Annotated in this window: 21 protein-coding genes; 8 read left to right on the plus strand and 13 right to left on the minus strand. The window is 63.2% G+C overall.

What is annotated here, in order from left to right; all coding sequences use genetic code 11:
* Positions 1-26: 26 nt before the first annotated feature.
* The 3 genes from GC119_RS07755 to GC119_RS07765 all read left to right on the plus strand — a co-directional run bounded on the left by GC119_RS07755 (position 27) and on the right by GC119_RS07765 (position 3,621).
* Entirely contained in the window at positions 27-974 is a 948-nt protein-coding gene (locus GC119_RS07755; RefSeq protein WP_151952837.1) for an SGNH/GDSL hydrolase family protein, read from the plus strand.
* Positions 971-1,663, plus strand: a complete 693-nt coding sequence (locus tag GC119_RS07760) for a Maf family protein (protein ID WP_151952838.1) — start codon at positions 971-973, stop codon at positions 1,661-1,663. Before GC119_RS07755 ends, GC119_RS07760 begins: the two co-directional genes overlap by 4 nt.
* 173 nt (positions 1,664-1,836) lie before the next feature.
* Positions 1,837-3,621 carry an acetyl/propionyl/methylcrotonyl-CoA carboxylase subunit alpha gene (locus GC119_RS07765; protein WP_151952839.1) on the plus strand — a complete coding sequence of 595 codons (1,785 nt, stop codon included), beginning with the start codon at positions 1,837-1,839 and terminating at the stop codon, positions 3,619-3,621.
* Between the two features lie 160 nt (positions 3,622-3,781).
* Here the strand turns inward: GC119_RS07765 and GC119_RS07770 are convergent, their stop codons facing one another.
* Positions 3,782-5,206 (minus strand): NAD(P)H-quinone dehydrogenase, encoded by a 1,425-nt coding sequence (locus tag GC119_RS07770; RefSeq protein WP_070576635.1) that lies wholly within the window; start codon positions 5,204-5,206, stop codon positions 3,782-3,784.
* A 275-nt stretch (positions 5,207-5,481) separates the two neighbouring features.
* Between GC119_RS07770 and GC119_RS07775 the strand changes: the two genes are divergently transcribed.
* Complete coding sequence (locus tag GC119_RS07775) at positions 5,482-5,730, plus strand: WhiB family transcriptional regulator (protein ID WP_019175610.1); 249 nt, start codon at positions 5,482-5,484, stop codon at positions 5,728-5,730.
* A gap of 135 nt (positions 5,731-5,865) precedes the next feature.
* Here the strand turns inward: GC119_RS07775 and GC119_RS07780 are convergent, their stop codons facing one another.
* Together GC119_RS07780 and GC119_RS07785 are read right to left on the minus strand one after the other, a co-directional pair.
* Complete coding sequence (locus GC119_RS07780; RefSeq protein ID WP_151952840.1) at positions 5,866-7,344, minus strand: sensor histidine kinase; 1,479 nt, start codon at positions 7,342-7,344, stop codon at positions 5,866-5,868.
* Positions 7,341-12,257, minus strand: a complete 4,917-nt coding sequence (locus GC119_RS07785; protein ID WP_226829364.1) for an NAD-glutamate dehydrogenase — start codon at positions 12,255-12,257, stop codon at positions 7,341-7,343. The genes GC119_RS07780 and GC119_RS07785 overlap by 4 nt, the downstream gene beginning before the upstream one ends.
* A 69-nt stretch (positions 12,258-12,326) precedes the next feature.
* On the opposite strand from GC119_RS07785, the gene GC119_RS07790 reads away from it, so the two are divergent.
* The gene (locus GC119_RS07790; protein WP_083304262.1) at positions 12,327-12,794 is read left to right on the plus strand and encodes a DUF2505 family protein; all 468 of its coding nucleotides are present in this window, start codon (positions 12,327-12,329) and stop codon (positions 12,792-12,794) included.
* A gap of 69 nt (positions 12,795-12,863) precedes the next feature.
* Here the strand turns inward: GC119_RS07790 and GC119_RS07795 are convergent, their stop codons facing one another.
* The 3 genes from GC119_RS07795 to GC119_RS07805 are packed head-to-tail and all read right to left on the minus strand — an operon-like array spanning position 12,864 to position 15,176.
* On the minus strand, positions 12,864-13,280 hold the full coding sequence (locus GC119_RS07795; RefSeq protein ID WP_070576646.1) for a DUF6912 family protein: 417 nt from the start codon (positions 13,278-13,280) through the stop codon (positions 12,864-12,866).
* Positions 13,281-13,284: 4 nt separating this feature from the next.
* A complete protein-coding gene (locus tag GC119_RS07800; protein ID WP_070576649.1) occupies positions 13,285-14,559 on the minus strand; it encodes an AAA family ATPase in 1,275 nt (424 codons plus the stop codon).
* Positions 14,556-15,176: an SAF domain-containing protein gene (locus tag GC119_RS07805; RefSeq protein ID WP_070576652.1), complete on the minus strand. Its 621-nt coding sequence runs from the start codon at positions 15,174-15,176 to the stop codon at positions 14,556-14,558. Before GC119_RS07805 ends, GC119_RS07800 begins: the two co-directional genes overlap by 4 nt.
* Positions 15,177-15,321: 145 nt before the next feature.
* Between GC119_RS07805 and GC119_RS07810 the strand changes: the two genes are divergently transcribed.
* On the plus strand, positions 15,322-15,540 hold the full coding sequence (locus GC119_RS07810) for a helix-turn-helix domain-containing protein (RefSeq protein WP_070576656.1): 219 nt from the start codon (positions 15,322-15,324) through the stop codon (positions 15,538-15,540).
* A 6-nt stretch (positions 15,541-15,546) separates the two neighbouring features.
* On the opposite strand, the gene GC119_RS07815 is transcribed toward GC119_RS07810, so the two are convergent.
* Positions 15,547-16,038 (minus strand): hypothetical protein, encoded by a 492-nt coding sequence (locus tag GC119_RS07815; protein WP_070576659.1) that lies wholly within the window; start codon positions 16,036-16,038, stop codon positions 15,547-15,549.
* 128 nt (positions 16,039-16,166) lie between these two features.
* Between GC119_RS07815 and GC119_RS07820 the strand changes: the two genes are divergently transcribed.
* Positions 16,167-16,979 carry a LysM peptidoglycan-binding domain-containing protein gene (locus GC119_RS07820; RefSeq protein ID WP_151952841.1) on the plus strand — a complete coding sequence of 271 codons (813 nt, stop codon included), beginning with the start codon at positions 16,167-16,169 and terminating at the stop codon, positions 16,977-16,979.
* On the plus strand, positions 16,976-17,416 hold the full coding sequence (locus tag GC119_RS07825) for an Rv3235 family protein (protein ID WP_070576666.1): 441 nt from the start codon (positions 16,976-16,978) through the stop codon (positions 17,414-17,416). The genes GC119_RS07820 and GC119_RS07825 overlap by 4 nt, the downstream gene beginning before the upstream one ends.
* Positions 17,417-17,492: 76 nt before the next feature.
* Here GC119_RS07825 and secA read toward each other — a convergent pair whose 3' ends face one another.
* From secA to mtrA, 6 genes are all read right to left on the minus strand, one after another.
* A complete protein-coding gene (gene secA, locus GC119_RS07830; RefSeq protein ID WP_070576669.1) occupies positions 17,493-20,168 on the minus strand; it encodes a preprotein translocase subunit SecA in 2,676 nt (891 codons plus the stop codon).
* A gap of 215 nt (positions 20,169-20,383) precedes the next feature.
* Complete coding sequence (gene hpf / locus GC119_RS07835; RefSeq protein WP_070576672.1) at positions 20,384-21,052, minus strand: ribosome hibernation-promoting factor, HPF/YfiA family; 669 nt, start codon at positions 21,050-21,052, stop codon at positions 20,384-20,386.
* Between the two features lie 50 nt (positions 21,053-21,102).
* Entirely contained in the window at positions 21,103-21,813 is a 711-nt protein-coding gene (locus GC119_RS07840) for a ComF family protein (RefSeq protein ID WP_151952842.1), read from the minus strand.
* A gap of 2 nt (positions 21,814-21,815) precedes the next feature.
* On the minus strand, positions 21,816-23,504 hold the full coding sequence (locus tag GC119_RS07845; RefSeq protein ID WP_070576678.1) for an LpqB family beta-propeller domain-containing protein: 1,689 nt from the start codon (positions 23,502-23,504) through the stop codon (positions 21,816-21,818).
* Positions 23,501-25,219 (minus strand): MtrAB system histidine kinase MtrB, encoded by a 1,719-nt coding sequence (gene mtrB / locus GC119_RS07850; protein ID WP_070777078.1) that lies wholly within the window; start codon positions 25,217-25,219, stop codon positions 23,501-23,503. Before mtrB ends, GC119_RS07845 begins: the two co-directional genes overlap by 4 nt.
* Positions 25,216-25,896, minus strand: coding sequence for an MtrAB system response regulator MtrA (gene mtrA, locus GC119_RS07855; protein ID WP_070576684.1), 681 nt, complete (start codon positions 25,894-25,896; stop codon positions 25,216-25,218). Before mtrA ends, mtrB begins: the two co-directional genes overlap by 4 nt.
* Positions 25,897-25,970 lie beyond the last annotated feature (74 nt).

Consider the following 25,970-nt stretch of genomic DNA (forward strand, 5'->3'; position numbering starts at 1 on the left):
TCGTCGAGGGCAGATAGAGTGGGATCGTGAAGAACAGCTGGAAAGCGATACTCGCAGTCGGAACCACAGCCGGTGCCGCTGCAGGAGCCGGAACGGGAATCCTGCGGGCTCAGTCCAAACGAGTCCGCCGTGCATTCCGCGCTGATGCGCAGCGGCGCAAATATCCCCACGCTGCCGTTGTGTGCGACGACGGGACCCGAGGCCCTCTCAGCACCGAGGACAGCGAACTGCCAGCAGTTGCCGTCATTGGGGATTCGTGGCTGTCGGGAATCGGCCTGGAGACCGCTGATGACCACCCCGCAGTGCGCATTGCCCGCGGTTTTTCGGCCTTGACGCAGTCACCGGTCCGCCTGCGCAGCCTCGCTGTTCCCGCTGTCGGAGCGACCGCGATCGCCGCACAGGTCTCAGAGCTCTTGGCCGATCCGACCATGGAGCGCACACCCGGAGGCTCCCAGCTTCGCCTTGCTGTCATCTCAATGGGCACCGCCGATGTCGTCCACCCGGTCAAGGGCACCATCGGCCTGCCGATTCTCACCAACGCCATCAACCGCCTGCAGGTCGAAGGCAACTACAGGGTGCTCGTTCTGACCACACCCAATCTCGGCAGCCTGCCGGGACTGCGCAATCCTGTGCGCACGGTCCTGCGCCGCTCGTCGCGTGTTCTTGCCGGGTCCCAGACCGTTGCGGCCCTGTCGACGAACGCGGTCCCCATCAGCCTCACCCACTTGCTCTCCGGGACATCGCGTATGAGCCTCCTGGCCCCAGAGGGTCGCTATCCGTCGCGCTTCGGCAGCGCCCAGATCGCCTCGGCAATTGTCACAACAGCTGCCCGGGTCATGGATTTTCCCACTGCGATCGCACAGCAGTCCCAGCCGTCGTCCACTCCCCCGGCACCCACATCTGCCTTGCAGAGGCAGGCCGCCCGGGCGCCTAGGAGCTGTGCATCTGCAGAAGAACAGGACAGCGCCGAATGACCGCTGTGATCCTCGCGTCCGGGTCGCCTTCCCGACTGTCGATTCTGCGAGCCGCCGGCATAGAGCCGACCGTGATTGTCTCCGGTGTTGACGAAGATGCGGCGCTGAGCCTCGCTGCGCAGAAAGCGGGCCGCGAACTCACCACCGCCGAGCAGACAGCCGTTCTGGCATCTGCCAAAGGCCGTGCGGTCATCAGCGAACTCACTGCTGAAAATCTGCCGGGCAAAGCGGGAGAACCCGTTGTTCTCATCGCCTCTGATTCCATGCTTGAGCTCGACGGGCAGGCCGTCGGCAAGCCCCACACCCCGCAGCGCGCCCGCGCACTGTGGCGGACAATGGGCGGACGCACAGCTCACCTGCACAGCGGAATATTCATGGCCCGCCTGGAATGTCCGACCGGCGGAAGCGCACCGAGAGTCGAAGACTTCACGGAGGCCGTGGGATCGACGCTCATCACAACCGCTGAACTCACAGATGCCGAAATCGAGGCCTACGTGGGAACCCAAGAGCCTCTCGAGGTGGCTGGCGGGCTGACAATCGACGGCTATGGAGCCGCTTTCGTCACCCGAATCGAAGGCGATCACACCAACGTTCTGGGCATGTCAGTACCCCTGCTGCGCGATATGTGCCGACAGCTGGGCGTCGAATGGCACTCCCTGTGGAACCGGGCCTCCGGTGCGAGCGTCTGATCGCGGCTGAAGGCGGGTGTCACGGCCCGGGCAGAGTAGGCCAGCCCACAGCAGACACGCACACCCAATGCTTGCGCCAAAAGCTTTTCCATTCATTTTGTCACCAGCACACAAACCATTAGTGCTCATCACTAGATTTGCTGTGTCTATCCCCGACCCTCTCAGGAGAGCGAATGTCGCCGACCTTTTCCGCAACGGTGAAAACCAAGCCGTTCACGCGGGTGCTCATCGCCAATCGCGGTGAAATCGCCCTGCGGGTTGTCCGGGCGTGCCACGATCTCGGTCTGACCGCGATCGCCGCCTACACAACACCCGATTCGGACGCCGACTTCGTCCGCTACGCTGACGATGCCTGGCTCATGCCCGGCAGCGGTGCGGCTGAAACCTACCTCGACATCGACTCCATCCTCACAATCGCCGAACGCTCCGGCGCTGAAGCCGTCCACCCCGGCTACGGGTACCTGGCAGAAAGCCCCGAATTCGCCCAGGCGGTCATCGACGCGGGCCTCGTGTGGGTCGGACCTCCCCCGGCAGCCATCGCAGGCCTTGCAGACAAAGCCAACGCCCGCGCTGTGGCGCGTGAAGTCGGCGCACCCACCACGCGCGGATCCAACGGACCGGTGGAGAGCGTCGACGACGCCCTCGCCGTAGCCGACGAGATCGGCTACCCCGTTGTCATCAAAGCCGTGCACGGCGGCGGCGGGCGCGGCTTCCGCACGGCGGCCAGCCGGGCCGAACTGCCCCACGCATACGAATCCGCCGGCCGCGAAGCCAAAGCCGCTTTCGGCCGCGACGACGTGCTGGTCGAACAGCAGATCCTTCGTCCCCGCCACATCGAAGTCCAGGCGATCGCCGATGCCGCCGGGCGTGTCCTCATCGGGTCGACGCGCGACTGCACTCTGCAGCGCCGCAACCAGAAGATCATCGAAGAAGCCCCTGCACCGTTCCTCAGCGACGAACAGGTTGCCACTCTTGAAGAGGCAACCACGAACATTCTGCACGCCGTGGGCTATGTGGGCGCTGCCACCTGTGAGTTCCTCATGGGCGACAACGGCACGCTGTCGTTTATGGAAACCAACGCCCGTATCCAGGTCGAGCACACCATCACGGAAGAGGTCGCGGGCATTGACCTCGTCGCATGGCAGCTGAAGATCGCCCAGGGCGAATCTCTGCCCGAATCCTTCCCCGCCCCCCGCGGCCACGCCATCCAGTTCCGCATCAACGCAGAAGACCCCGCCCAGAACTTCTTCCCCGCAACCGGCAAGATCACCGCTCTGCGCGAGCCTGCCGGACCCGGCGTGCGCATGGACTCCGGAGTGGAAGTCGGCCGTTTCGTCACCTCGGACTTCGACCCCATGCTCGCCAAGCTCATTGTGACCGGCGAAGACCGCCAGCATGCACTCGCCCGCGCCCGCCGCGCACTGAGCGAATACGTACTCGAAGGGGTCGCAACGCTTCTGCCGCTGCACCGGGCCTTGGTGAACGAGCCGGCTTTCGCAGACGACTTCTCTGTGTCGACCGAATGGCTGCAGACCGAGTACGTCCCGAACTTCGACATCCCCGCTTCAACGCAGGCCGACCAGGGTGCCGAAAGCAGCTCGGTCGATGTTGTCGTCGAAGTCGACGGGCACCGCCTGACCGTCAAAGTTCCCAAGGAGCTGGCGGCGGCCGGCAACACAGCCGCTGCGACCGAACGCCCCGCCCGTCGCCTGCGCCGCAAGGGCTCACGGCGGGCAAGCGAATCGGCTGAGCTGGCAGCACCCATGCAGGGCACCATCGTGTCCGTCGAGGTGGCTGCCGGCGATTCAGTGTCCGAAGGTCAGACGCTGGCTGTCATCGAGGCCATGAAGATGGAGCAGCCCCTCAAAGCCGCCCGCGAAGGCGTTGTGAGCGACGTTCTCGTGGAGGCTGGCGCTTCCGTCAAGTCTGGAACAACACTCATCACCTTCGCTTCCTAAGCTCTGCCCGCTGAGTCTGCGCCCGAGGTCGGCAAGGCACCTGATGCCGCAGGCAGCAGTTGAATCGCAGGGCCACAGACAGCAGCAGAGCCGCACTTTGTGTGCGGCTCTGCTGCTGTCTGCTGTAACCGCCGCTGCGGTACGGCTCTGCGGCTGAAACTCAGAAGTCCAAACCTGCCGAGTGGTGCAGGCGGCGGGCGGCTTCTGTAATCGACCCGGACAGCGACGGGTACACGGCAAAGGAAGCTGAGAGCTGATCGACGGTCAGGCGGTTCTCAACAGCAACCGTGATCGGCATGATCAGTTCGGATGCCTTCGGGCCGACGACAACGCCGCCGAGTACGGAACCTGATCCGCGGCGGGCGTAGATCTTCACGAAGCCGTCCTTGATGCCCTGCATTTTTGCCCGCGCGTTGGTCGGCAGCGGCTGCAGCAGCTCTTCGACATCGTGGCCGGCTTCGGCCATCTCCGCCTGAGTGAAGCCGACCGTTGCGATTTCCGGTGCCGTGAAGACGTTGGAGGCCACATTGCGCAGCTTCAGCGGCATAACGGCGTCGCCGAAAGCGTGCCACATGGCAATGCGGCCCTGCATGGCGGCAACCGAAGCAAGCGGCAGCACGGGTGTGCAGTCACCCGCAGCGTAGATGCCCGGAACTGTTGTGCGCGAAACCCGGTCAACCACAATGTGACCGGAGTCTTCGAGTGCGATTCCGACGTTGTCCAAGCCGAGGTCATCGGTGTTGGGGATGGAGCCGACCGCCATGAGGCAGTGTGAGCACTTGACCTTGCGGCCATCTGCCAGTTCCACCGTCACACTGTCGCCGTCGCGGGTGACTGACGCCGCCCGCGAACGGCTGAGCACGTTCATGCCGCGGCCGCGCAGAGCGTTTTCGAGCACTTCGGCGGCGTCCTGGTCTTTGCCCGGCAGCACCTGGTCTCGGGAGGACACGAGGGTGACTTCGCACCCGAGCGCCTGATAGGCCGAGGCGAACTCGGCACCCGTCACACCGGAGCCGACAACCACGAGGTGCTCGGGCAGTTCATCGAGATCGTACAGCTGCTTCCAGGTGAGGATCCGCTCGCCGTCCGGCTTGGCGGAATCGAGTTCGCGCGGGTGCGCGCCGACGCTGAGCAGAATAGTGTCGGCTTTGAGCTGGTATTCGGTGCCGTCGGTTTCGGTCACGTCGACAAGATCGGGCCCGGCCAGCCGTCCGCGGCCCTTGATGACTTTGACACCGGCTTCGTGCAGTCCGTGCTTGATGTCAGTCGCCTGAGCGTCTGCAAGCCGTTTGATTCGCGCATTGATTCTGGCGAGGTCGGCACCCAGGACGGAGTCGTCTGAGTCTCCGGACTGAACGAGGCCCAGGTGCGAAGCCGATTCCATCTCAACCATGAGCTCGGCAGTTGCGATCAGCGATTTCGAGGGAACAACGTCGGTCAGAACTGCCGAACCGCCGGTGCGGTTGCTTTCGACCAGCATGACTTCACCGCCCATCTGAGCGGCGACGAGAGCGGCTTCGTATCCGCCGGGACCACCGCCGATGATGACTACACGGTTCTGCGAGGGATCAAGCACATTCTTCACAGGTGCATTATGGCAAACGCCCGGGGTGGCCTAACTGACCGGTCCGCGCGTTCCCGGCAAACAGCTCCGACCATCACTCTGCGGCCAACCTGAGTTGTCATGGAGTTCACACAAGAAACCCCTTGTGCACGAGTGCGCCATATGTGACCCTTGAAACAGGCTGTGAGCTACAGGCCATTCGAAGCACCCTCGCTCCCTTATTCAACACCTGGAACAGGTGCGCTTCGTCGCCCTCACCAGCCGCCTGCCTAACGGCAACCGTACGAAAGGACACCATGGACTGGCGCCATCGCGCAGCGTGCCTCAATGAGGACCCGGAACTCTTCTTCCCCATCGGAAACACAGGGCCGGCCCTGCTCCAGATCGAAGAGGCCAAAAGTGTATGCCGTCGTTGCGAAGTTGCTGAAACCTGCCTGCAGTGGGCCCTTGACTCCGGTCAGGACGCCGGTGTGTGGGGCGGTATGAGCGAAGACGAACGCCGTGCCCTCAAACGCCGTGCAGCCCGCGCACGCAGAGCACGCTGACAACAGACAAAGCGAGCGGGGACTGAGGTTTCAGTCCCCGCTTCTGCATTTGCACGCAGCTGCTCTCAGAGTTCCTTCGCTGCTCATCGTGATCCTCTGATGCTCTCAGAGTTCTTCCGCCCCGCGCAGGTGTCGCTACGAACCTTCGCGCAGCGGGACGTCAATGACTGCTTCTGTTCCCCCGCCGGGGCGCGGCCGCCACTCAATGGTCCCATCCAGGTTGGTTGTGATGAGCGTGCGGACAATCTGCGTTCCAAGGCCGGAGCCCGGTCCGCGCTCATCTGAGATCCCCACCCCGGTGTCAGCGACGATCACCTCGAGGCGGTCGTCGTAGCGGCGGGGTGTAACAGTCACCGACCCCTCAACCGTCTCTTCGTCGTCAAAGCCTCCGAAGCCGTGTTCAACCGCGTTGGTGACCAGTTCTGTCAGCGCCAGTGCAAGCGAAGTCGAATCAGCCGAGCTGATCGGCCCAAAGCTGCCGCGTCTGCTGACGGCCACCCGGATGTTCGGCGAAGCCAGCTCGGGGGTCAGGCGCAGGCCCTTGTCGACGATCTCATCGAAATTGACTTCCGTTTCTATTCCCTGCGACAGCACGTCGTGGACAACCGCGATCATCTCAACCCGGCGCATAGCCTCCGACAGCGATTCTTTGGCATGCGGAGATTCTGCCCTCCTCTGCTGCAGGCGCAGGAGAGCCGACACTGTCTGCAGGTTGTTCTTCACCCGGTGGTGCACTTCGCGAATCATGGCGTCACGACTGAGCAGATCGCGTTCGCGCCTGCGGATCTCCGAAACATCGCGCAGCAGAACCAGCGCACCCGTTCGCACACCGCCGCGAGAAAGGGGAATAGACCGAAGCGACACTGCTACCCGGCCGGCTTCGACCTCCGTTCGCCACGCGGCCCGACCGGTGAGTACCAACGGCAGCGCCTCGTCGACAGGCCGCTGCTGTTTGATCAGGCCCGATACGATCTCAGCCAGGTAGCGGCCCTCGATATCACCTTCGTGCCCCAACCGGTGCAGCACCGAAATCCCATTGGGCGAAACATACCGAACCCTGCCCTCGCGGGCGAGAACAGCCAAACCGTCGCCCACCCGAGGTTCACCTCGGCGAGCAGCCGAGGGCGCCTCGGTTCCAGGGAAAGAGCCTTCGGCAACCATCGCCATGAGAGTCGATCCGCACAGGCGATAGTTCCGCTCCAGACGGCTCACGCCCCCGCGCCGCACGCCCTGAGTGTGGCGGGTCATCAGCGCAATCGTGCGCCCGTCGCGCCTGACCGGCACAGCTTCGACCTCCGCCAGATCGCACTCGTCTTCGTGGGAGGCCACAATCCGGTTCTGCGCGTAGGCGCGGGACAGCAGATCGTGCACCCCGGGCTCAGCGCGTTCGCCCACCTGGTCGCGGTGAAACACAGTCGCCCCGGTGGTGGGCCGACAGTGCGCGATGATGCGGAAGCTCTCGTCGCCGTCGACGCTTTCGGGAACCCACAGCACGAGGTCGGCAAACGACAGGTCGGCTATGAGCTGCCAATCCCCCACCAGCAGGTGGATCCACTCAATGTCTTCCTCACCGCGAATCGACGGGGCAGCCTGCAGCTCCTTTGAGAAGGTCATCGGACTTCAGACTGGAACTCGGTGGAGCGGACGACCGAGCGCAGCATGCGCAGCAGAACCGAAATCGGCGCCTGGCCCGGGTCGTCAATCCTGTTGATCTCCTCAATGAGCCCTACCACCTGCTCCATGCTCGTGCGGTTGGTGTACTCCCACTGCTCCATGCGCTCCACTGCGCGGTCTTCCAGCGTGGGCGCGGTGGTGTGTGAGACATCGAAAACAGACACCACGATGCCGTGCAGGGCCTGGTAGAACTCATCGCGCGTTGCAGCGCGTGCCAGTGCTTTCCACCGGCTGCTGCGGTCGAGCCTGCCGATCATCTTCAGAAGCGAAGCCGCTTCGAAGCGGGCCGACATGCCGTAGTAGACGGCCGCCACGTCAAGGGCCGGGCGGTCCACGCGGCTGGCGATCTGCACGATGTCCAGAAGTGAGAACTCATCGAGCAGCCCGGCAGCCCGAGCCGCGACGTCCTCCGGAACACCCTCATCGACGTAGGCCTGCTTGTTCGCTTGGTAGTCGGACAGGTCCTTGCCCTGCAGCACCGACGGCATGAGCTCACGCAGCTGAGCGACGGTCGCCTGGTAGTACTCGAGGGCCCTGAGCACATCGAATTCGCCGGGAGCCTGCTGAATGAGCCAGCGCGAAGCGCGGTCCAGCAGTCTGACGGCGTTGTACTGCAGGCGCTTCTGCACATCAACGGACACCCGGTTGTCGAGTGTGCGGATGTCATCCAGGTGCGCCTCAAGGCTGAACAGCTCATTGACGACGGTGTAGACGCGCGCCGCGTGCGCGATTGTCGTTCCGGTTTCCTCCAGCAGGCGGTAGAGGTAGCTGATGCCGCCGAAGTCCACGATCCTGTTGACGAGGTTCGACACCGCGATCTCGCGGGCCAGCGGATGAGATTCGATGATGTCGGAGAAGCGCTCAGCCGCTGATGGTGGGAAGTAGCTTGCGAGGTACCGGCGCATAAACGCCTCATCCGGCACAGCGGAATTGAAGATCTGGCTGCCGGCATCCATTTTGACGTAGGCCAGCAGAACGGCGGTTTCCGGCGTTGTGATGCTTCCACCCGCGTCGTGGCGCTGGGTCAGTTCGGCGTCTGTGGGCAGCGCTTCGACTTCGCGGTCGAGCCCGGCGTGCTCTTCGAGGTAGGCCATGAGCCGTTCGTGTGTCTGCGTCATAGACCGGGCGTTCCACGCGGCATCGCCGAGCGCGGCGTTCTGCGCGTAGTTGTGTTCGAGCACCGACCGAGCGACGTCGTCCTGCAGCGAGCGCAGCAGCCCGCTGCGGTCTTCGCGGGCCAGTGAGCCTGCCGCAATGGCCTGTTCCAGCAGCAGTTTGATGTTGACCTCGTGGTCGGATGCGTCGACGCCGCCGGAATTGTCGATCGCGTCGGTGTTGATGCGCACCCCGCTGCGGGCGGCTTCGACGCGGCCGCGCTGAGTGCAGGCGAGGTTTCCGCCCTCCACCACGACGCGCGCCTGCACGTCGGAACCGTTGATGCGGATGGCGTCGTTTGCCTTGTCGCCCACGTCGAGGTCGGTTTCTTCCGACGCTTTGAGGTAGGTGCCGATGCCGCCGAAGTACACGAGGTCGACCGGAGCGCGCAGGACTGCGCGGATGAGGTCATCCGGCGAGGTGGAGCCCGGCTCAATCCCAAGGGCCTCGGCTGCCTCCGCACTGACCGTGATGGCCTTCGCACTGCGGGAGAACACGCCGCCGCCGGCGGAGATGAGCTCTTGCGAGTAGTCCTTCCACGATGAGCCGGGAAGATCGTACAGCCGCTTGCGCTCCTGGAAAGAAGCGGCAGCGTCTGGGTTCGGGTCGATGAAGATGTCGCGGTGGTCAAACGCAGCAACCAGGCGGGTGTGGGGTGTGCGCAGCATTCCGTTGCCGAAGACGTCCCCGCTCATATCGCCGACACCGACGACGGTGAAGTCATCTTCATCCGTGTTGACCCCGAGCTCACGGAAGTGGCGTTCCGTGGACTTCCAGGCACCTCGTGATGTGATGCCCATTTCTTTGTGGTCGTAGCCGTTGGACCCGCCGGAGGCGAAGGCGTCGCCCAGCCAGAAGCCGCGGGCTGTTGAGATCGCGTTGGCGACATCGGAGAAGCGGGCGGTGCCCTTGTCGGCGGCGACGACGAGGTAGGCGTCTTCGCTGTCGTATACAACAGTGCGTTCAGGGCTGACAGCCGTGCCGCTGCCGTCGAGGTTGTCGGTGATGTCCAGCAGTGCGCCTATGAACTCTTCATAGGCGGCCTGACCGGCGGCTGCGCGGGCTTCGGGGTCGCCCACCGGCAGCCCCTTGGGGTAAAAGCCGCCCTTCGCACCGGCGGGAATGATGAGAGCGTTCTTGACCATCTGGGTTTTGGCCAGGCCGAGAGCTTCCGTGCGGAAGTCATCGCGCCGGTCCGACCAGCGCAGACCGCCGCGAGCCACAGCGCCGAAGCGCAGGTGCACGCCTTCAACCCGCGGCGAATATACCCACGTTTCGATCTGCGGGCGCGGCAGCGGCAGGAAGCCGAGCTCTTCGGGCAGCAGTTTGAACGCGAGCGCCGTGGGCAGGGCGCCGTCGGCCGGGTGGTAGAAGTTGGTGCGCACCGCGGCCCGAATAAAGGCCAGCATGGAGCGTACGATGCGGTCCTCATCGAGGGTTGCCAGACCGCGCAGGCCTGCCTCCACCCGGTTATCGTGCTCACTGACCGCAGTTTCGCGATCACCGGAGAACTCGGGGTCGAACTTTGCGGAGAACAGGTCGACCAGGCCGCGGGCCAAGTCGGTGTTCGCTGCCAGCACGCGGGCAATGTAGCTGTCGGAATAGGCCACCGAGGCCTGCCGCAGATAGCGGACGATCGAGCGCAGAAGTTCGACTTCGCGCCAGTTCAGGCCCGCCAGCAGCAGACGGTCGAGGTTGCCGTACTCGCGCTCTTCCATCCACCCGGCCAGGTAGGCATCTTCCAGCCGGCCGAAGTCGGCCTGCGTGATGGGTGTGGGGAACTCGATGCCGAAGTCATACAGGTAGCGCTGCGTGCCGTCGCCGAGTGACAGGCGGTACGGACGTTCGTCGATGATGTCCCCGCCCATGGACGACAGCAGCGGCAGCATAGTCGACAGCGATGCGGGCTTGCGCTTGTAGAACAGCATGCGCACCCGGGTCAGTTCGGCGTCTTCCGGCAGTGTTTCCGGGTCGATGCCGCTTTCGCGCAGATGCTCGGAGTCCGGTTCGAACCGCATGAGTGCGCTGCCGAGCCGTTCGCACTCTTCAAAGCGGGCAATGTCAGTCAGAGCATCGTGCGGCGTGTAGGACTCTTCGTAGGCTCCTGGGAAAGCATTGCCCCACAGGGCGACTCGGGCTTGGTCGCTGTGGGATACGCGCGTGCCGGAAGGGGCGAGGAATTCCTGCACGTCTTCGCTCCAGGACCGCACGGCCCCGCGGATCCGGGCGGCGACTTCTGCGGAGTCGACCGCGGGCAGCGGCTCACTGCGGGCAGCCCGGGCGGTGAAGTGCAGACGAGCCAGCGCCGAAGAGCTCAGCTGGACGTCGAAGTCCACGCTCTCAGCCCGATAGCGCTGACGCAGAACTCGCTCTACACGTTTGCGGGAGGCCGTGTCGTAGAGGTCGCGCGGAACATACACGAGCACGGAGACGAAGCGTTCGTAGTCGTCACGGCGGATGAACACGCTGGCTTCGCGCTTCTCCTGCAGATTGACCACCGGCAGGACGACCTTTTCGATGTCCTCGACTGACGACTGCAGGATTTCATCACGCGGGTAGCTTTCAAGCACCGACAGCAGTTCGTCGCCCGAATGCGATTCGCGCGACATTCCGGAACGTTCGATGATCTCTCGGGCTTTGCGGCGGATGACGGGAATGTCAAGGACTGACGAGGTGTACATCGACGAGGTGTACAGGCCGACAAAGCGCTTTTCGCCCACGATCTGCCCGTTCTCGTCAAAGGTTTTCACCCCCAGGTAGTCCATGTAGTCGGGGCGGATGATGTGGGAGCGTGAGTTCGCCTTTGTCAGGACGAGAACGTGACGGTCCTCTGCATGTGCCGCAACGGCTTCTGACAGAGGTGAGGTGGTGGCGCTGCGCATAGCGGAAATGCCCAGCGCGGTGGCTTCAATGGGTTCGAGAACCGACTGGCCGTCGATGTTCTTCAGCCGGTACTCGCGGTAGCCCATGAAAGCGAACCGGCCGTCAAGCCACTCCAGGAGTGCCGCGGCTTCGCTCGCTTCGTCTTCGAGGTCGTCTGCCGGCGGATTTTCGCGCAGCCGCTGAGCGATTTCCCGAGCTCGGTCCCGCATGGCCGGATAATCGCCGGTGGCAGCGCTGAGCATGCTGACAACACTGGCGAGAGTCTCCTGCAGCTGGGCGAATTCCTCTTCAGGGATCCGGTCGATTTCAATGTGGATCCACGATTCGACGTTCGTCTGCCCGCCGTCGCCTAGTTCAGCCGAGATGATCGGCAGGGCCGATGTATCGGTTGTGGTCTGCTGCAGCTGTGCCGGGTCAATGACCTCAAGCGTGCCACCGGTGCGCACGGTCCGCAGGATGGGGTGGTGCACAGCCCGGATGGCGTAGCCGAGGCTGGAGACCTTATTGACAATCGAGGACAGGAGAAACCGCTTGTCGCCGACGACGATGTCGATGATGGTGCGATTGCCCGTGTAGTCAGGATCGTCAGCGTCAGGGTTGTGAATGTCAATCTGCGGTGCTTCGCCGTCGAAGCGCCCGGCAACACCGAAGTGGTAGTCGAGGGTGGCCGCGAGCACTTCCGGACCGTACACCTCGAAATCGCTTTCGGTGACATTCGGATAATACGCGCTGACAAGGGCTGCTGATCCGGGATTGCCGGACAGCTGCTGCCAGCTCTGTGCGATTTCGGCGGTGTAGGCCTGCGTCACGCTCATCACCTCATGAGTGGTCTAAAGCTTTCGGTACCACTCTAGGTCGTCAACGACGATCGGTATATTTGCCGAATGAAGAAAATCCGAGTGAGTGAACGACTCCGGGCCGAAACCACCTCAGTGCGCTCGATCCTGGCTTCCCCGCACAGCTGGCAGACAGCAGAGGGCTCCACCGCGACGGCCGAAGCCGGTGATGCTGGAACGGTCGTGCGGGCCCGTGCTTCACTGGCCTCTTTTGACCTTCCCGATGCGGCAGCCGCCTTTGTGAGCAAAGCCGCCAACCTGGAGCAGACGATCACAGTGCCCGACGCATTCCCGGATGAGCCGGCCGCCTACGCGGCTGAGATCCCGGGTGTGCCGCTGCGGATCACCGCCGATGTCACGGCTGAGGGGCTCGGCGATGGGCATTCGCTCATCACGGTCGACGCCGAGGCGGAATCGTCAGTCCCGCTGCTGGGCGGCATGATCGAAGAAGCCGCGGCAGCCGCCGTCGAACGGGTTTTCCGCGACCGGCTGGCCTCAATCGCCAAAGCCGGCTGAGGTTCTGACCGACGGGCGGCTTCTCAACCGGCGAGCGGAAGTCTGAGGCCGACTGATTGAGACCGGCGGTCAGGCGCGGAAGTCTGCAAGCAGGTGGTCGATCTCAGACGGCGCATACCACAGCAGGTCCTGCTCGATCAGCTCATCTTCCGTGCTGCTGTGCCGTAAGTGCTCATCAACATGAAAGCTCACAACGGCGGCCGCGGGAAGACTCGCTGTGCTCACCGCGATCTGATCATCCACGTTCGAAGCTCCGCCCACCTCAACATCGGCAGCCGCCACAATCCTGGCGGTGCCGCTGGAAGCCGCAGAAGCGGCTGCCGCTGTCGCCGCAGCTGTCATCGCGCGCCACTCGGCATAGTCAAGGTCATCCCCGCGCAGGGCCGCGGCCGAATCTGTCAGGAAGAACACGGTTCGCTCCCCCAGGTTCGGCCAGGCGGCAGCGAATTCTTCGAAGTCACAGGCTGTGTACACGCGCTTCTTCATACGCCTATTGTCCAATGGCGCTGGGCTCAACAGCACCGGCCCCGGTATCGCGGAGTGATGAACGCAGCAGATCGGCAAGCCCCCGCCGGCGGTTCCGTCCCGTTCGCCTGCGGGCAGCCGGTGCCAGTCCCAAGGTCCTGGCGAAGTCCCACAGGGCGATGCTCAGAGCACTCTTCGGCGAGGCCTCGATGATTGTGGTGCCGGAGAGGACAGCACGGTCGAGCGCATCGCGCGCATCCGGCAGAAGAACCGGAGATTCACAGCCGACAAAGCGCATCAGCGTCTGCTTGATCCGCTGCTCGGGATCGGCCCCGACAGCGCTTTCGCGCACACGATTGACCACGGTGTGCAGTTTCTTTGCCCGTCGAGCCCGCTCACTTCCGAGGACATTCATCAGTCGCACAAGCGCCGGCGGTTCCGCCGCGCCGACCACGATCAGGTCATCAGCGGAATCAAGTACCGCCCGGGTTGCCGCATGCCGGTCGTAGAAGGGATCCGCGAGAGGATCATCCGGGTCGATGCGGGCCGCAACATCGACAATGACAGCCGAATAGCGTTTGGCAAGCTCCTCCAGAACAGCTGTCAGCGCTGCGGCCCGCACCTCCGGCCACCGGTCAGCGCGACTGAGCCCGGTCACAACGTCAAAGCCCGGCCGGACACGCGCAGTGCAGCGCGAGATGACGGCCTCGTCAAGAGATTCTGCACTGCGGCACAGCGCAGCAATCTTCGACGCGTCGTCCAGCAGCCCCAACATCACCGCCTGAGAGGCGTGCACCGTGTCAGCGTCCACCAGAATCGTCGAAGCCGCCCGCGAACTGATGTCGGCAAGTGCTGCCGCAAGCGTGGACCGTCCAGGCGCACCGTCAGCGCCCCACACCGCGACGATCCGCCCCGGACTTCCGCTGTATACCGGGGCAGCCGTCGGCGGTTCGGGAATATCAGCCGGTTCGGCAAGCGCGCAGGCGCGCACCGCATCACACAGGGCTTCTGCCGGACAGCCGGCCTCCACCTCGGCAGCCACGCCCCAGTCGGACACCAGCCCCGAACCGTAGCCCAGAATCCGAACGCCCAAACGCCGAGCCCTGTCCCGAAATTCGGCGTCCACGCCCGGAAAATAGCGGCTGACCACATAGACTTCGGCCGCACCGGCCGACATCGCGGCAGCCAGTTCGACCGCATCGGCAGGACGGGAGCGGACCGCAATGTCGCCTGCGGCAGAAAGCGCCGCCGCCGCGGAGCTTTCAAACTCGACATCGACCGCGACAACAACTGAAATCATGGGCTGTCCTTCGGAATCGACACCACCGACAGGTGATCTTCTGCCGCAATCGCCTGCAGAACCTTCTGCAGGCTGTCATTGGGCACAAAGACCTCGACACTCACCCCGGAGTTGACCGCAAAGCCCCCGCCCTCACGCTGAACAGAAAGAACTGCGGCATTGCGCAGAACAGCCTGGGGCTCTCCCCTGTCCTTGCGCATGTCGACTGCCCACACATCAACCCGGGAACCGGCCTTCACATCTGCCGGCAGGGACTGCTGGAGCAGCAGGGAAACCCGACGACCGCCCAGGCTGTCACCGGAACCGACCTGAGAGGTCGGCACGAGGTCCCCGGCAGCGATAGGGCTGAGAACAGTCTGGCCGATGAGGTCGTCATCAGCAGCGCGCTTGTAGCCGCCGCTGTCTTCTGGCAGACGAACCTCAACCGGACGGATGTTCTCGCGAGTGATGACAGTTCCCGGTGCCAGCGGTTCCGCAGCCGCCCACACCGTCGTGGTTTTCGCAACGCTCGTCACGACAAACCACGTGGCGACAACAGATGCGACAAGTATGAGAACAGCTACGAGAACGCGCGGATCGCGAAGCTTGGGAGCGCGAAAGCGAGGTGCAGTGTGCATCAGATCTCCATTGATCGATTTTTCTGCCGTTACATGTATTTTGCTACCATTTGATGCAGTTTGCGGGATATTCTTCTTTGAATATACACGGACGCACCATCCGTGCCCACCCCCTGCGCTTCACCACCAGTCAAAGGAGCTCAGAATGGTCGTCGAAACCCGTTTCCTCCCACTCACCGACGTTGCAGAGATGCTCAGCATTTCGACCGCCGGAGCGCGCAACCTCGTCCGCTCCGGCGAACTGCGGGCCATCAAGGTCGGCGGCCGAGGCCAGTGGCGCGTGGAGAAGTCAGAAATCGAAAACTACATTCAGCGCATGTACGCCCAAACCCAGCAGGAGATCGAAGCCGGCACCGACATGTGATCGCCGCTAGCGCAGAACCCTGACCACAGAGATCCGGCGCAGAGGCACCAGCTCAAAGACTCCCCGCCTGCGCAGCTGCAGGTAGTCTCGGGCCACAGCGTGCAGCAACCCTTCAAGGCTCGCCCCGGCGGTTTCAACGCGCACCTGTGCCCGCTGCGCACACCACTGCCCCAGTATCGACCGCGCCGAACGCCAACGTCCCTGCGCCGCGTGTTCGCGCGGTCTCAGAGCAGCCCCTTCAACCGCTGCAAGCATCACGAGAACTTCGCCCTCAAGACAGCAGCACCCCTCGCCGACAGACACCAGTGTGCCGGAAACAGCGCCGGAGGCAGTGCGCAGATGAACGTGCTGACCGACGGCACCGGCCAAGCGCTCAACAAAGGTGACCTCGTAGAAGCTTTCAGCAACAAGGTCACCGTATTCACCCTCGCGTTCGCGGGCTGCCTCAGCGGCAGCCTGGCCCTCGAGATCGGCAAAAAGCTCATCAAAGCGGTCCATGAATACATTGTGCCGCGAGTCACAGAATCCAGCCATTGAGCAAAAACTTTAATCGAAGTTATTCGAACATCGTTGCACTTTAGTTCCTTTGATGTATTTTAATATCAGCTGATCACAAAGGAGTGACTATGAAGCCAACCGAACTTCACCTGGGAGCGTCCGCCCTGCACCTGCTCATCTGCATCGCGCTGCTGACAGCAGGGCCCTCTCTGGCAGACCGAGCCCTGAACGCAGACATCGGCGCAGCAGCAGTCGTGACAGCCCTGTGCGCGGCCGCACTCGCCGGACTTCGCCTGCAGCTGTCCCTGGCACTCATCGCGGCCGCTCGCGCCTTTGACCTCATCGGCCTGCCGGGTGCCGCAGCGCTTGCGGCCGGAGCACGCAGAGTCGCCCCCGCCGCATTGAAAGCATCGGCAGCTTCCATGACGGCAGTCGTTCTCGCAACGAGCACAGCCCACGCCGCACCAAGCCAATCCGCACCTGCGCAGAGCTCATCAACAGCACCCCAGACTGTCGGCGCACACAGCGCAACACCACCTCCCCACTGGCCGACAACACCGCCGGGAGACACCCCCTATCTCGACACTCGCACCGACGCTCCGGCAGACCCCAGCTGGCCGACACAGCCGCCTGAGTCGAGTTCGCCGGGCTCACAAGCGCCAGATTCACAAGCGCCGGAAACACCGACGCGCAGTTCACAGCCAAAGGAGAGTCCACGTGAAACTCGCGAAACGGCAGAGGCGAAGACCTCGCACAAAGCCGGCGCGCCCCATCGCGTAACAGTCGCAGAGGGCGACAGCATCTGGAAGATCGCACTCGCTCACCCAAAGCCCGGACAGTCAACAGCTGAGCGCGTCAATGCCATCAGTCGCGCCAACGCAGACGTGCTGAACGGCAACCCCGACCTCATCTATCCCAACACCGAACTGGAGCTGCCATGACCGCCGAACCGCTCACCCTGACCCGACCCGCCGGAACCCGCGTTCGCGCACCGAAGAAACCTCTTCCAACGCCGAAAGAGCAGACAGCTGCTGAAAAACAGCGCGAAGCGGAAGCCGCAGCCGCCTTTGTCCGCTCAATCGTCACCGCTTTGACCGAAGTCGAATACGGCGTGCGGACCCTGCAGTCCATTGAACGGTGGCTCGCCCCGGAAGTCCGCAGCGCCATCGTATCCTCACTGCGAGTGCGCCGGACCCTGCGCGCCGAACAGCCTGTGGACTACATCCGGGGAATCGGCCGCCCGCGCCTGAGCAGTCCCGCACCGAACGTCATAGAGGCCGCTGTCTCCATCGCACTGAGGCCCCGGACGAAAGCGTGTGCGCTGCGGTTGGAAAAGAACCGCGGGCGATGGATTGTCCGCGAATATCTGACAGGCTGACACAACAGGGACGGCCTGCTCATAAACCGAGCCTCGCGCTGCAGCGCGAGGCTCGGTTTATGAGCAGGCAAAAGACTCAGCGGCGCCTTCTCCTTCTGCGGCGCTCAGCGCGGTTGACACCGCCGCTGTCTTCATCCGCAAGGCCTTCAGAGCGCTTCTCACCTTCGCCGGGCTCGCTGGGGCCGGCCAGCGTCAGCTTCGGCAGCGTCGTGCGCAGCGCGTCGGACTCGACTTCGACCTCGTCGCTCTGGACCGTCTTGACCTGCACCTGCAGTTTGTTGACAAGGCGCGTGGCGTCTTCTTTGATGCCGTCCTGCATCCTGGTGAACATCTCAAAGCCCTCGCGCTGATACTCCACGAGCGGATCGCGCTGGGCCATAGCCCGCAGACCGATGCCGTTCTTGAGGTAGTCCATTTCGTACAGGTGCTCGCGCCAGCGCTTGTCAATAGTGGTCAGCAGAACGCGGCGCTCCAGCTGGCGCAGCGCTTCCGAACCGAGTTCGCGTTCGCGCTTTTCGTAGGCAAGTTCGGCATCCGCCTGAATTTCTTCGAGGATCTTTTCGCGGCTAAGGCTGCCCTTGCCGCCGGCGTCCTCGTAGAGATCTTCCGGGGTGATGGAAGTTGCGTAGAGATCCTGCAGGGCAATGAACAGCTTGTCCATTTCCCAGTCTTCGGGATCACCCGCCGTTGCACCGTCAACGTAGGCGCGCAGAACATCGTCGCGGAAGTCGTGAATCTGGTCTGCGAAGTCGTCGCCTTCGAGAACGCGCTGGCGTTCGTCGTAGATCACCGTGCGCTGGCGGTTGAGAACGTCGTCGTATTTCAGGACGTTCTTGCGCTGTTCGGCATTGCGCTGCTCAATCTGGTTCTGCGCGGACAGGATAGCGCGGCTGACGAACTTCGATTCGAGCGGTTCGTCTTCGGGAGTGTTCGCAAGGGCGAGTGCCCGTTCGGCGGCACCGGCTCCGAACAGGCGCATAAGGTGATCCCGCATAGAAAGGTAGAAGCGCGATTCACCGGGGTCACCCTGACGGCCGGAGCGTCCGCGCAGCTGGTTGTCAATACGGCGCGATTCGTGGCGTTCAGTGCCCAGAACATACAGCCCGCCGAGCTTGCGGATTTCTGCTGCGGCTGCTTCCACCTGTTCTTCGGCTGCTGCGAGGACACCCGACCACTGGGCTTCGTACTCTTCGGAATGCTCAGCCGGATCGAGGCCCCGCCTTTCCATTTCCGCAACCGCAATGTGCTCGGCATTGCCGCCGAGCATGATGTCGGTACCGCGCCCGGCCATGTTGGTGGCGACCGTGACGGCCCCCTTGACACCCGCCATCGCGACAATCGATGCTTCACGCGCGTGGTTCTTGGCGTTGAGGACCTCGTGGCGAATGCCCCGCTTGGCCAGAAGCGATGACAGGTACTCCGACTTTTCTACGCTCGTCGTGCCGACGAGCACCGGCTGGCCCTCTTCGTGGCGTTCGGCGATGTCTTGGACGACAGCGTCGAACTTCACTTTTTCGTTGCGGTAGACAAGGTCGGGCTTGTCCTCCCGCAGCAGCGGCTTGTTCGTGGGAATCGGCACCACGCCGAGCTTGTAGGTCGAGTTGAATTCGGCCGCTTCGGTTTCGGCGGTGCCGGTCATGCCCGCCAGTTTGTCGTACAGGCGGAAGTAGTTCTGCAGAGTGATCGTCGCGTGCGTCTGATTCTCAGCCTGGACTTCGACGTTCTCCTTGGCCTCCAGCGCCTGGTGCAGGCCTTCGGAGTAGCGGCGGCCGGGCAGAATACGGCCGGTGTGTTCGTCGACGATCATGACTTCGCCGTCAAGCACAACATAGTCCTTGTCGCGCTTGAACAGCTCCTTGGCCTTGATCGAGTTGTTGAGGAAGCTGATGAGCGACGTGTGGTCTTCGTCGTAGAGGTTGCCGATTCCGAGATAGTTCTCCACCCGCTCGATGCCCGGCTCGAGGATGCCGACTGTGCGGTTCTTTTCGTCGACTTCGTAATCGCGGTCAAGTTTAAGGCGCTTGACGATCGTGGCGAATTCGCCGAACCAGCGGTTCGCGTCGCCTTCTGCCGCGCCCGAAATGATCAGCGGAGTGCGTGCTTCGTCAATGAGGATCGAGTCGACCTCGTCGACGATCGCGAAGTTGTGGCCGCGCTGAACCATGTCGGCGACTTCCAGCGCCATATTGTCGCGCAGATAGTCAAAGCCGAATTCGTTGTTGGTGCCGTAGGTGATGTCAGCCGCATACTGTTCGCGGCGCTGGGCAGCCGGCATATTCGACATAATGCAGCCGGTTTCCATTCCGAGGAACCGAAAAACACGCCCCATGAGGTCAGACTGGTAGCTGGCCAGGTAGTCATTGACCGTCACGACGTGCACGCCTTTGCCCGTCAGAGCGTTGAGGTACGAAGGCGCTGTCGCAACGAGAGTCTTGCCTTCACCGGTCTTCATTTCGGCGATGTTGCCCATGTGCAGAGCCGCACCGCCCATGAGCTGAACGTCGAAGTGCCGCAGGCCCACCGTGCGCGCTGAAGCTTCGCGAACTGCCGCAAAAGATTCGGGAAGCAGCTTGTCGAGGCTTTCGCCGTCGGCAACGCGAGCCTTGTAGCGGTCTGTTTCTTCGCGCAGCTGCGCGTCTGTCATAGCGCTGTACTCGTCAGACAGATTGTTGATCGCCGTGGCGTAGTTCCGGAGCCTCTTCAGGGTGCGTCCTTCGCCAATCCGAAGCAGCTTCTCAAGAATGTGGGCCACGTTTCTCCTCTGTCCGTTTCAGCGCAGCGAATCTCGACATGCGTCAGATAAGTCTAACGCGCAGACGTACGGCTGTCGCGCGGCCAACCCGCGGCAGCGCCCGTCAGAGTTTGCTCAGCGCTTCGCGACCGGCGGTCGCAGTGCAGCCGGAGCAGACAAGAAGCGCGGCGGACGCCCGGTGGCATCCGCCGCGCACAAGCTGCAGAAGTGGAGTATCAGCTGCTCTGCGAGTCTTCCAGCGCAATCACGCCGTAGCTCCATCCCCGCCTGCGGTAGACAACCGAGGGCTGGGAGGTGTCCTGGTCTATGAACAGGTAGAAGTCGTGCCCGACCATCTCCATGCGGTTCAGAGCCTCTTCGATGCCGATCGGCTCAGCCGGGAAGGTCTTCTCGCGCAGCACCACCGGAGAATCACCCTCGGCCCGGATGCGGCCGTTGGTGGGGTCTGCATCATCGACGTCTTCTGCCTCATCCACAGCCGGTTCGCTGTCTTCGGCGGGCGCGGGAGCCGCGGGCGCGTCGACAACCGGCATGTCAGCAAAGACTTCGCCGGTCGATTGGCGGCGGTGTCCGCCCTTGCGCGAGATCTTGCGCCGGTCGCGAGCACGGCGCAGACGCTCAAGGAGCTTCGCCCACGCAAGATCAAGCGCTGCGTACTTATCGGAAGCGTGCGCTTCGGCGCGCAGAACCGCTCCCCTGCTGAAGACGGTGATCTCCACGCGGACGGCTTCGTCCGGGCGGCGCACGCTTTCTTCGTGGGTGATGTTGACTTCAACGGCCTGGGCATCAGGACTGAGCTTTTCAGCCTTGGAGATCTTGTCCTCGATATGAGTGCGGAAGCTGTCCGAGATAGCAAGACCGCGTCCCTTGACGACGATGTCCATTGTGCTCTCCTTTGACGTCGGAAAACCATCAAAAACGATGGTCACCTTCATTAAAGCGCATTCGGCACCGGCTGACGAGAACTCCCCCGTGCGATTCCGATAACCGCGAGTCCATCCGGTGTGCACCCGGCGTTCATCAGCGCCCGAGTCGTCTCGGCACCCGTGGCCCCCGTGGTCGAAATATCGTCGACGACGATGACCTTTGCCCGCCGGTTCCAGTCGCCGACCAGGCTCGCGTACTCACGTGCAACGGCGTGGGTGCCCTCGACATTCGCCTTCCGCGCCGCACTGCCGAACCCCACCTGATCACGGTGACCGCTGACGGTCAGCACTTCCGCGCACCCGGCACTCACACCGTCGGATCGCAGCATCTGCGTCGCAGATTCAGCACACGCTGCGACGTGATTGCCTCCTCGTCTGCGCACCGCCGCCGGCGAAGAGGGCACCGGCACGAGGATCACAGGGCGACCATCCACCGGGCTGTCCTGAAGCGCGTCGACAACAGCACGCGCCAGCAGCAGACCCAGGACTGCCACGATGTCGCGTCTGCCGTGCTCCTTATACGCCACGAGCACGTGCCGGAGCACACCGTCGTACACGCCCGCACCGCTGACAGGCAGTCGGCCAAAGCGCGGCTGACTGCGCAGCACAGGACCGTCAAGGGCCTCTATGCAGTCCCCGCACAGCGACACGGTCTCAATCCCACACCCGGCGCACACGCGCGGCAGGAGCAGATCGGCGATGTCGGACAGCAGCTTCACAGTCAGCCCGGGTACATGGGATTCCAGGCCTTTGCCCCGACAACCCTCTGCCACGTCCCTGACGTATACGTGTACACAACGCCGTTGTCAGAGCCGACCCGCATGCTGCCGAGGTCCCCGGCTGCTGAAATCGTCAGCCCGTCGGCAATTGCTCCCAAGCCCACGGAGGGCCCGCCAGTCCACAGGCGATGCGCGTTGGCCGCGGCTTCATCTTCCGACAGCACCGCCAGGAACGAGCTTCCGGCCCAGCTGAAGTCCAGCACCTGTCCGAATTTCTGGCCGACCGGCAGCGGATCACCCGCGCTCAAACGATCGGGCTTGCCTTCGCGGGAGCGGACAATTCCCACAACGTCGATGCGAGTGCCCCCAGCACCGGAAGACAGCACAGCCAGCCGACTGCCTTCACGGGACACCGCGATTCGCTGTACCGTGCGATCTTTGGCAAACGGCATTGCCATTGACACGAGTTCTCCGGTTTTGCCGACAGCCCGGATCTCCGCCGACTTCGCTTCGACCGTGTACACCCATTCGAAGCGGTCGACGCTTGGGCTCACGAAGCCGTGTCCGGTGATGAGGGTTTCGACATCTTTTTCTGCGCTGAAGCGCTCAATCTGCTTGCGGTTTTCGCTCGTGTAGTAGTAAGACTGACCGTCATAGGACTGAGCCGGAAGAACTTTGTCCGACACTTTCGGCGAGTTTTCAACCGGGTCAAAGGAATTGCCCGCGACCCTCGCGATCCTGCCGCTGGAAACCACCACGGCGGCTGCGTCCACCGGCAGGTCAGCAGACACATCGGAACCCGAGGTGATGTTCGACTGGGGTGTTTGGACGCGAACGTCCGAAATCGAGGTGTTTGCGCGCATGGTTTGGGAAATCTGCGAATACAGGCGTTTGCTCGTCGTGTCATCGAGATCGCCGACTTCCTGGGACAGGCCGACGTCGACCGTGCCGCCCTCAGCGGTAACGACGGAGGGTTCGAGTGTGGTTCCCTCCGGCACGGCGGAGATGACTGCGCCGCGCAGATGTTCCCCGGGGCCCTTGAGCAGCTGGCGGGCCACTTCCGTCAGCGTGCCGTTGCCGCGGACAAACCACCGAACGTCCGGCACGAGATACGAATAGTCCTGCGTGAAGAAGTACAGCGGGTAGGCCTGGAAGATCCGGTTGAAGTTCGCTTCGGACAGCACGATGCCGTCGGGAGCATCCGAAATCCGCCATTCGCCGTTGACCTGGCGCAGGCTGAACTCCAGCTTCGTTTCAGTGCCGGAGGGGCTGTCGCGGTAGACGTGGGAAGAGTCGAGGGAAGCCTGCACGGGAACCGCAAACGACACATTGCGCGAATTGGTCGTCACAGAGGCCGTGAGGCTTTCAAGTGACAGGCCCGCTTCGACAATCGACACGTTTTTGAGCGGACTCCATTCACCGGCAAGGTCATCGGTCAAAAAGGAACGGGCCACCGCGAAGCTGCCGGATGAGCTCGAACCGGCAGCCAGGAAGCCGCGCACGATCGAGGCGGGGCTGGCCCCCGGTGCAGGACCGTCTGGGTCTGTGCGGGACTGGACGTCGTTCTCGGATTCCTCCACCGCGGCCGTTCCGATCTGCCCTCCGTGGGGAATGGTGGCGCATCCGGCTGCGCTGAGAGTCAGCAAGAAGGCGCTTGCAGCAGCCGCGAACCGTCGGAGGCGACTGGTCATGACTGTTCTCCGTCCTCATCTGCCGCATCGGCCGGTGATGCGGTTTCGACGACAATCGGTATCGACCCCGTCTGCACGCGCACAGAACCGTCCGAGGTTGCCGGCCCGGCAATGAGCGCGGGCCCGTGTGCGGGAGCATCCGCGGGAGGCAGCGGAAGCGGGGACGATGTGATTTCGGTTCCCTGCCTGCGCGGAAGGGTCAGGCGGAAGCAGGCGCCGTCGCCGGGACTTCCCCACGCTTGGAGCCAGCCGGCGTGCAGGTGCGCGTCTTCCAGCGCAATCGCCAGGCCCAGGCCGGTGCCGCCGAGTGTGCGCCGGCGGGACGGATCTCCGCGCCAGAACCGGTCGAACACGTGCTCGACCTGCTCGACGGTCAGCCCAACACCGTGATCGCGGACGCTGATCGCGCAGGATTCTGCGTTCGCGGCCACATACACATCGATGTTCTTCTTTTCGCCGTGTTCGATCGCGTTGACGACGAGGTTGCGCAGGATCCTGCCGATGCGGATCTGCTCGACTTCCGCTGTCACCGGCGTCGACGGCGTGTGCATGACGATCTGACTGCCCGCCTGCTCAGCCACGATGGTCAGCCCGTCGACGACGTTGGACACGATTTCGGTGATGTCCTGTTCCTTGGTCTCAAGTTTGACGAAGCCGGCGTCGTGCCGGGACACTTCGAGGAGGTCGGACAGGAGCAGTTCAAAGCGCTCCACCTGCGATTTCAGCAGCTCAACGGAGCGCTGTCCGGTTGTGTCGAGTTCGTCTTTTTCCGCGTACAGCATTTCCGTGGCCGCGCCGATCGTGGCCAGCGGTGTGCGCAGTTCGTGAGAGACATCGGATACGAACTGGCGCTGTAAGACGGTGAGCTCTTTCATGCGCACAATCTGATCCTGCAGGGTGTCCGCCATGTCATTGAAGCTTCGGCCCAAGGCGCCGAGCTCGTCATGGCTTGTGACTGTGACGCGCTCGTCGAGGTCGCCGTCGGCCAAGCGCAGTGCGGCCCGTGCTGTTGAGCGAATCGGCGAAACGACAAGCCCGGTGACAAGCCAGGCGACGGCCACGACGAGGACGACCATGACGATCCCCGCGACTGTGAGCGCACGCTGAATGAAATTGAGCGTATTCTGCTCCTCCTGCAGGTCGGCGACGACGTACAGGTCGAATTTGCCGCTTCCCGGCAGAGAAACAGACTGTGCTACCACAATGCCGGGCGAGCTCTTCTGCCCCGGCAGGGTGATCGACTGGTACGTCTGGGTTCCCACGGGAGTTTCCTGTGCTTTGGTGAGAAACGCCTCGTCGAGTTCTGATGGGCGCACGGGCTCCTGGCCGTACGGAAGGGCGATGATCGGCGCGACAGAACGTCCGCGATCCCGCGGTTCCAGGGCAATGCTGCGCAGCGGAGTAGACGATCTGACCATCATGGAGCGCAGCTGGGTGTTCACGGTTTCGCTCAGCTGGGCAATGCCCTCGGATGTCGCGGTGGATTCAAGCTCCGAGGCATAGCCTGCCGTTTGGGAGGTGATCGACTGGAGTTTGGCTTCAAACAGGCCGCGGGCGATTTCCCGCGACACGTACGAACCGACCAGCAGAACCGCCGCAATCGACAGGATGAGCGTCAGCGCAACAACGCGCACCTGCAGGGAGCGGCGAAACAGCCGAACGGCGAGCAGATAGGCTCGCAGCCCCAGCCGACGGGCGGTCGTCCAGAGTCTCACGCAGCGTGACCGGCCCGATAGCCCACACCGCGAACGGTGACGACGATTTCCGGGTTTTCAGGGTCGCGCTCGATTTTGGAGCGCAGACGCTGTACGTGCACGTTGACCAGGCGAGTATCCGCCGAGTGCTGATAGCCCCACACTTCTTCCAGCAGCTGTTCGCGTGAGAACACCTGCCACGGTTTGCGGGCCAAGGCGGTCAGCAGGTCGAACTCCAGGGGGGTGAGCGAAATCGGCTCGCCGCCGCGAGTCACGGTGTGGCCGGACACGTCGATCGTGACGTCGCCGACGGTCAGGTGCTCAGGCGCGGTCGGTTCGCTGATCCGCAGCCGTGCGCGCACCCGGGCGATGAGCTCCTTGGGTTTGAACGGCTTGGGCACGTAGTCATCGGCCCCTGCTTCGAGGCCGGCGACAACATCAACCGTGTCGGATTTGGCGGTGAGCATGATGATCGGAACATCGGATTCCCTGCGGATCTCGCGGCAGACCTCCATTCCGTCTTTGCCCGGCAGCATGAGGTCAAGGAGCACGAGGTCGGGTTTGGATTCGCGGAATGCGCCGAGAGCTGCATCGCCCGTCGCGCAGAAATCAGGTTCAAATCCTTCTGACTTAAGCACAATGCCGATCATCTCAGCCAGCGCTGTGTCGTCGTCTACCACAAGAATCCGTGCGTTCATAGCCTTTATTGTTCCCTACCCACCAAAGGTTTTCACTTCGGCCCGCCGATTTTCGCGCAGCCTGATCACGGGAA

This window comes from Brevibacterium sp. Marseille-P9724 (genome assembly GCF_902500275.1).
GTDB lineage: Bacteria > Actinomycetota > Actinomycetes > Actinomycetales > Brevibacteriaceae > Brevibacterium.

Bases quoted from the DNA above. Each gene is read 5' to 3' on its own strand.
- GC119_RS07805 (WP_070576652.1), bottom strand. From the start codon at position 15,176: ATGCACACTGCACCTCGCTTTCGCGCTCCCAAGCTTCGCGATCCGCGC.
- mtrA (WP_070576684.1), bottom strand. From the start codon at position 25,896: ATGAACGCACGGATTCTTGTGGTAGACGACGACACAGCGCTGGCTGAG.
- GC119_RS07810 (WP_070576656.1), top strand. From the start codon at position 15,322: ATGGTCGTCGAAACCCGTTTCCTCCCACTCACCGACGTTGCAGAGATG.
- GC119_RS07845 (WP_070576678.1), bottom strand. From the start codon at position 23,504: ATGACCAGTCGCCTCCGACGGTTCGCGGCTGCTGCAAGCGCCTTCTTG.
- GC119_RS07815 (WP_070576659.1), bottom strand. From the start codon at position 16,038: ATGGACCGCTTTGATGAGCTTTTTGCCGATCTCGAGGGCCAGGCTGCC.
- GC119_RS07765 (WP_151952839.1), top strand. From the start codon at position 1,837: ATGTCGCCGACCTTTTCCGCAACGGTGAAAACCAAGCCGTTCACGCGG.
- GC119_RS07820 (WP_151952841.1), top strand. From the start codon at position 16,167: ATGAAGCCAACCGAACTTCACCTGGGAGCGTCCGCCCTGCACCTGCTC.
- GC119_RS07825 (WP_070576666.1), top strand. From the start codon at position 16,976: ATGACCGCCGAACCGCTCACCCTGACCCGACCCGCCGGAACCCGCGTT.
- GC119_RS07785 (WP_226829364.1), bottom strand. From the start codon at position 12,257: ATGAGCGTGACGCAGGCCTACACCGCCGAAATCGCACAGAGCTGGCAG.
- hpf (WP_070576672.1), bottom strand. From the start codon at position 21,052: ATGGACATCGTCGTCAAGGGACGCGGTCTTGCTATCTCGGACAGCTTC.
- GC119_RS07760 (WP_151952838.1), top strand. From the start codon at position 971: ATGACCGCTGTGATCCTCGCGTCCGGGTCGCCTTCCCGACTGTCGATT.
- GC119_RS07795 (WP_070576646.1), bottom strand. From the start codon at position 13,280: ATGAAGAAGCGCGTGTACACAGCCTGTGACTTCGAAGAATTCGCTGCC.
- GC119_RS07780 (WP_151952840.1), bottom strand. From the start codon at position 7,344: ATGACCTTCTCAAAGGAGCTGCAGGCTGCCCCGTCGATTCGCGGTGAG.
- GC119_RS07790 (WP_083304262.1), top strand. From the start codon at position 12,327: ATGAAGAAAATCCGAGTGAGTGAACGACTCCGGGCCGAAACCACCTCA.
- GC119_RS07800 (WP_070576649.1), bottom strand. From the start codon at position 14,559: ATGATTTCAGTTGTTGTCGCGGTCGATGTCGAGTTTGAAAGCTCCGCG.
- GC119_RS07775 (WP_019175610.1), top strand. From the start codon at position 5,482: ATGGACTGGCGCCATCGCGCAGCGTGCCTCAATGAGGACCCGGAACTC.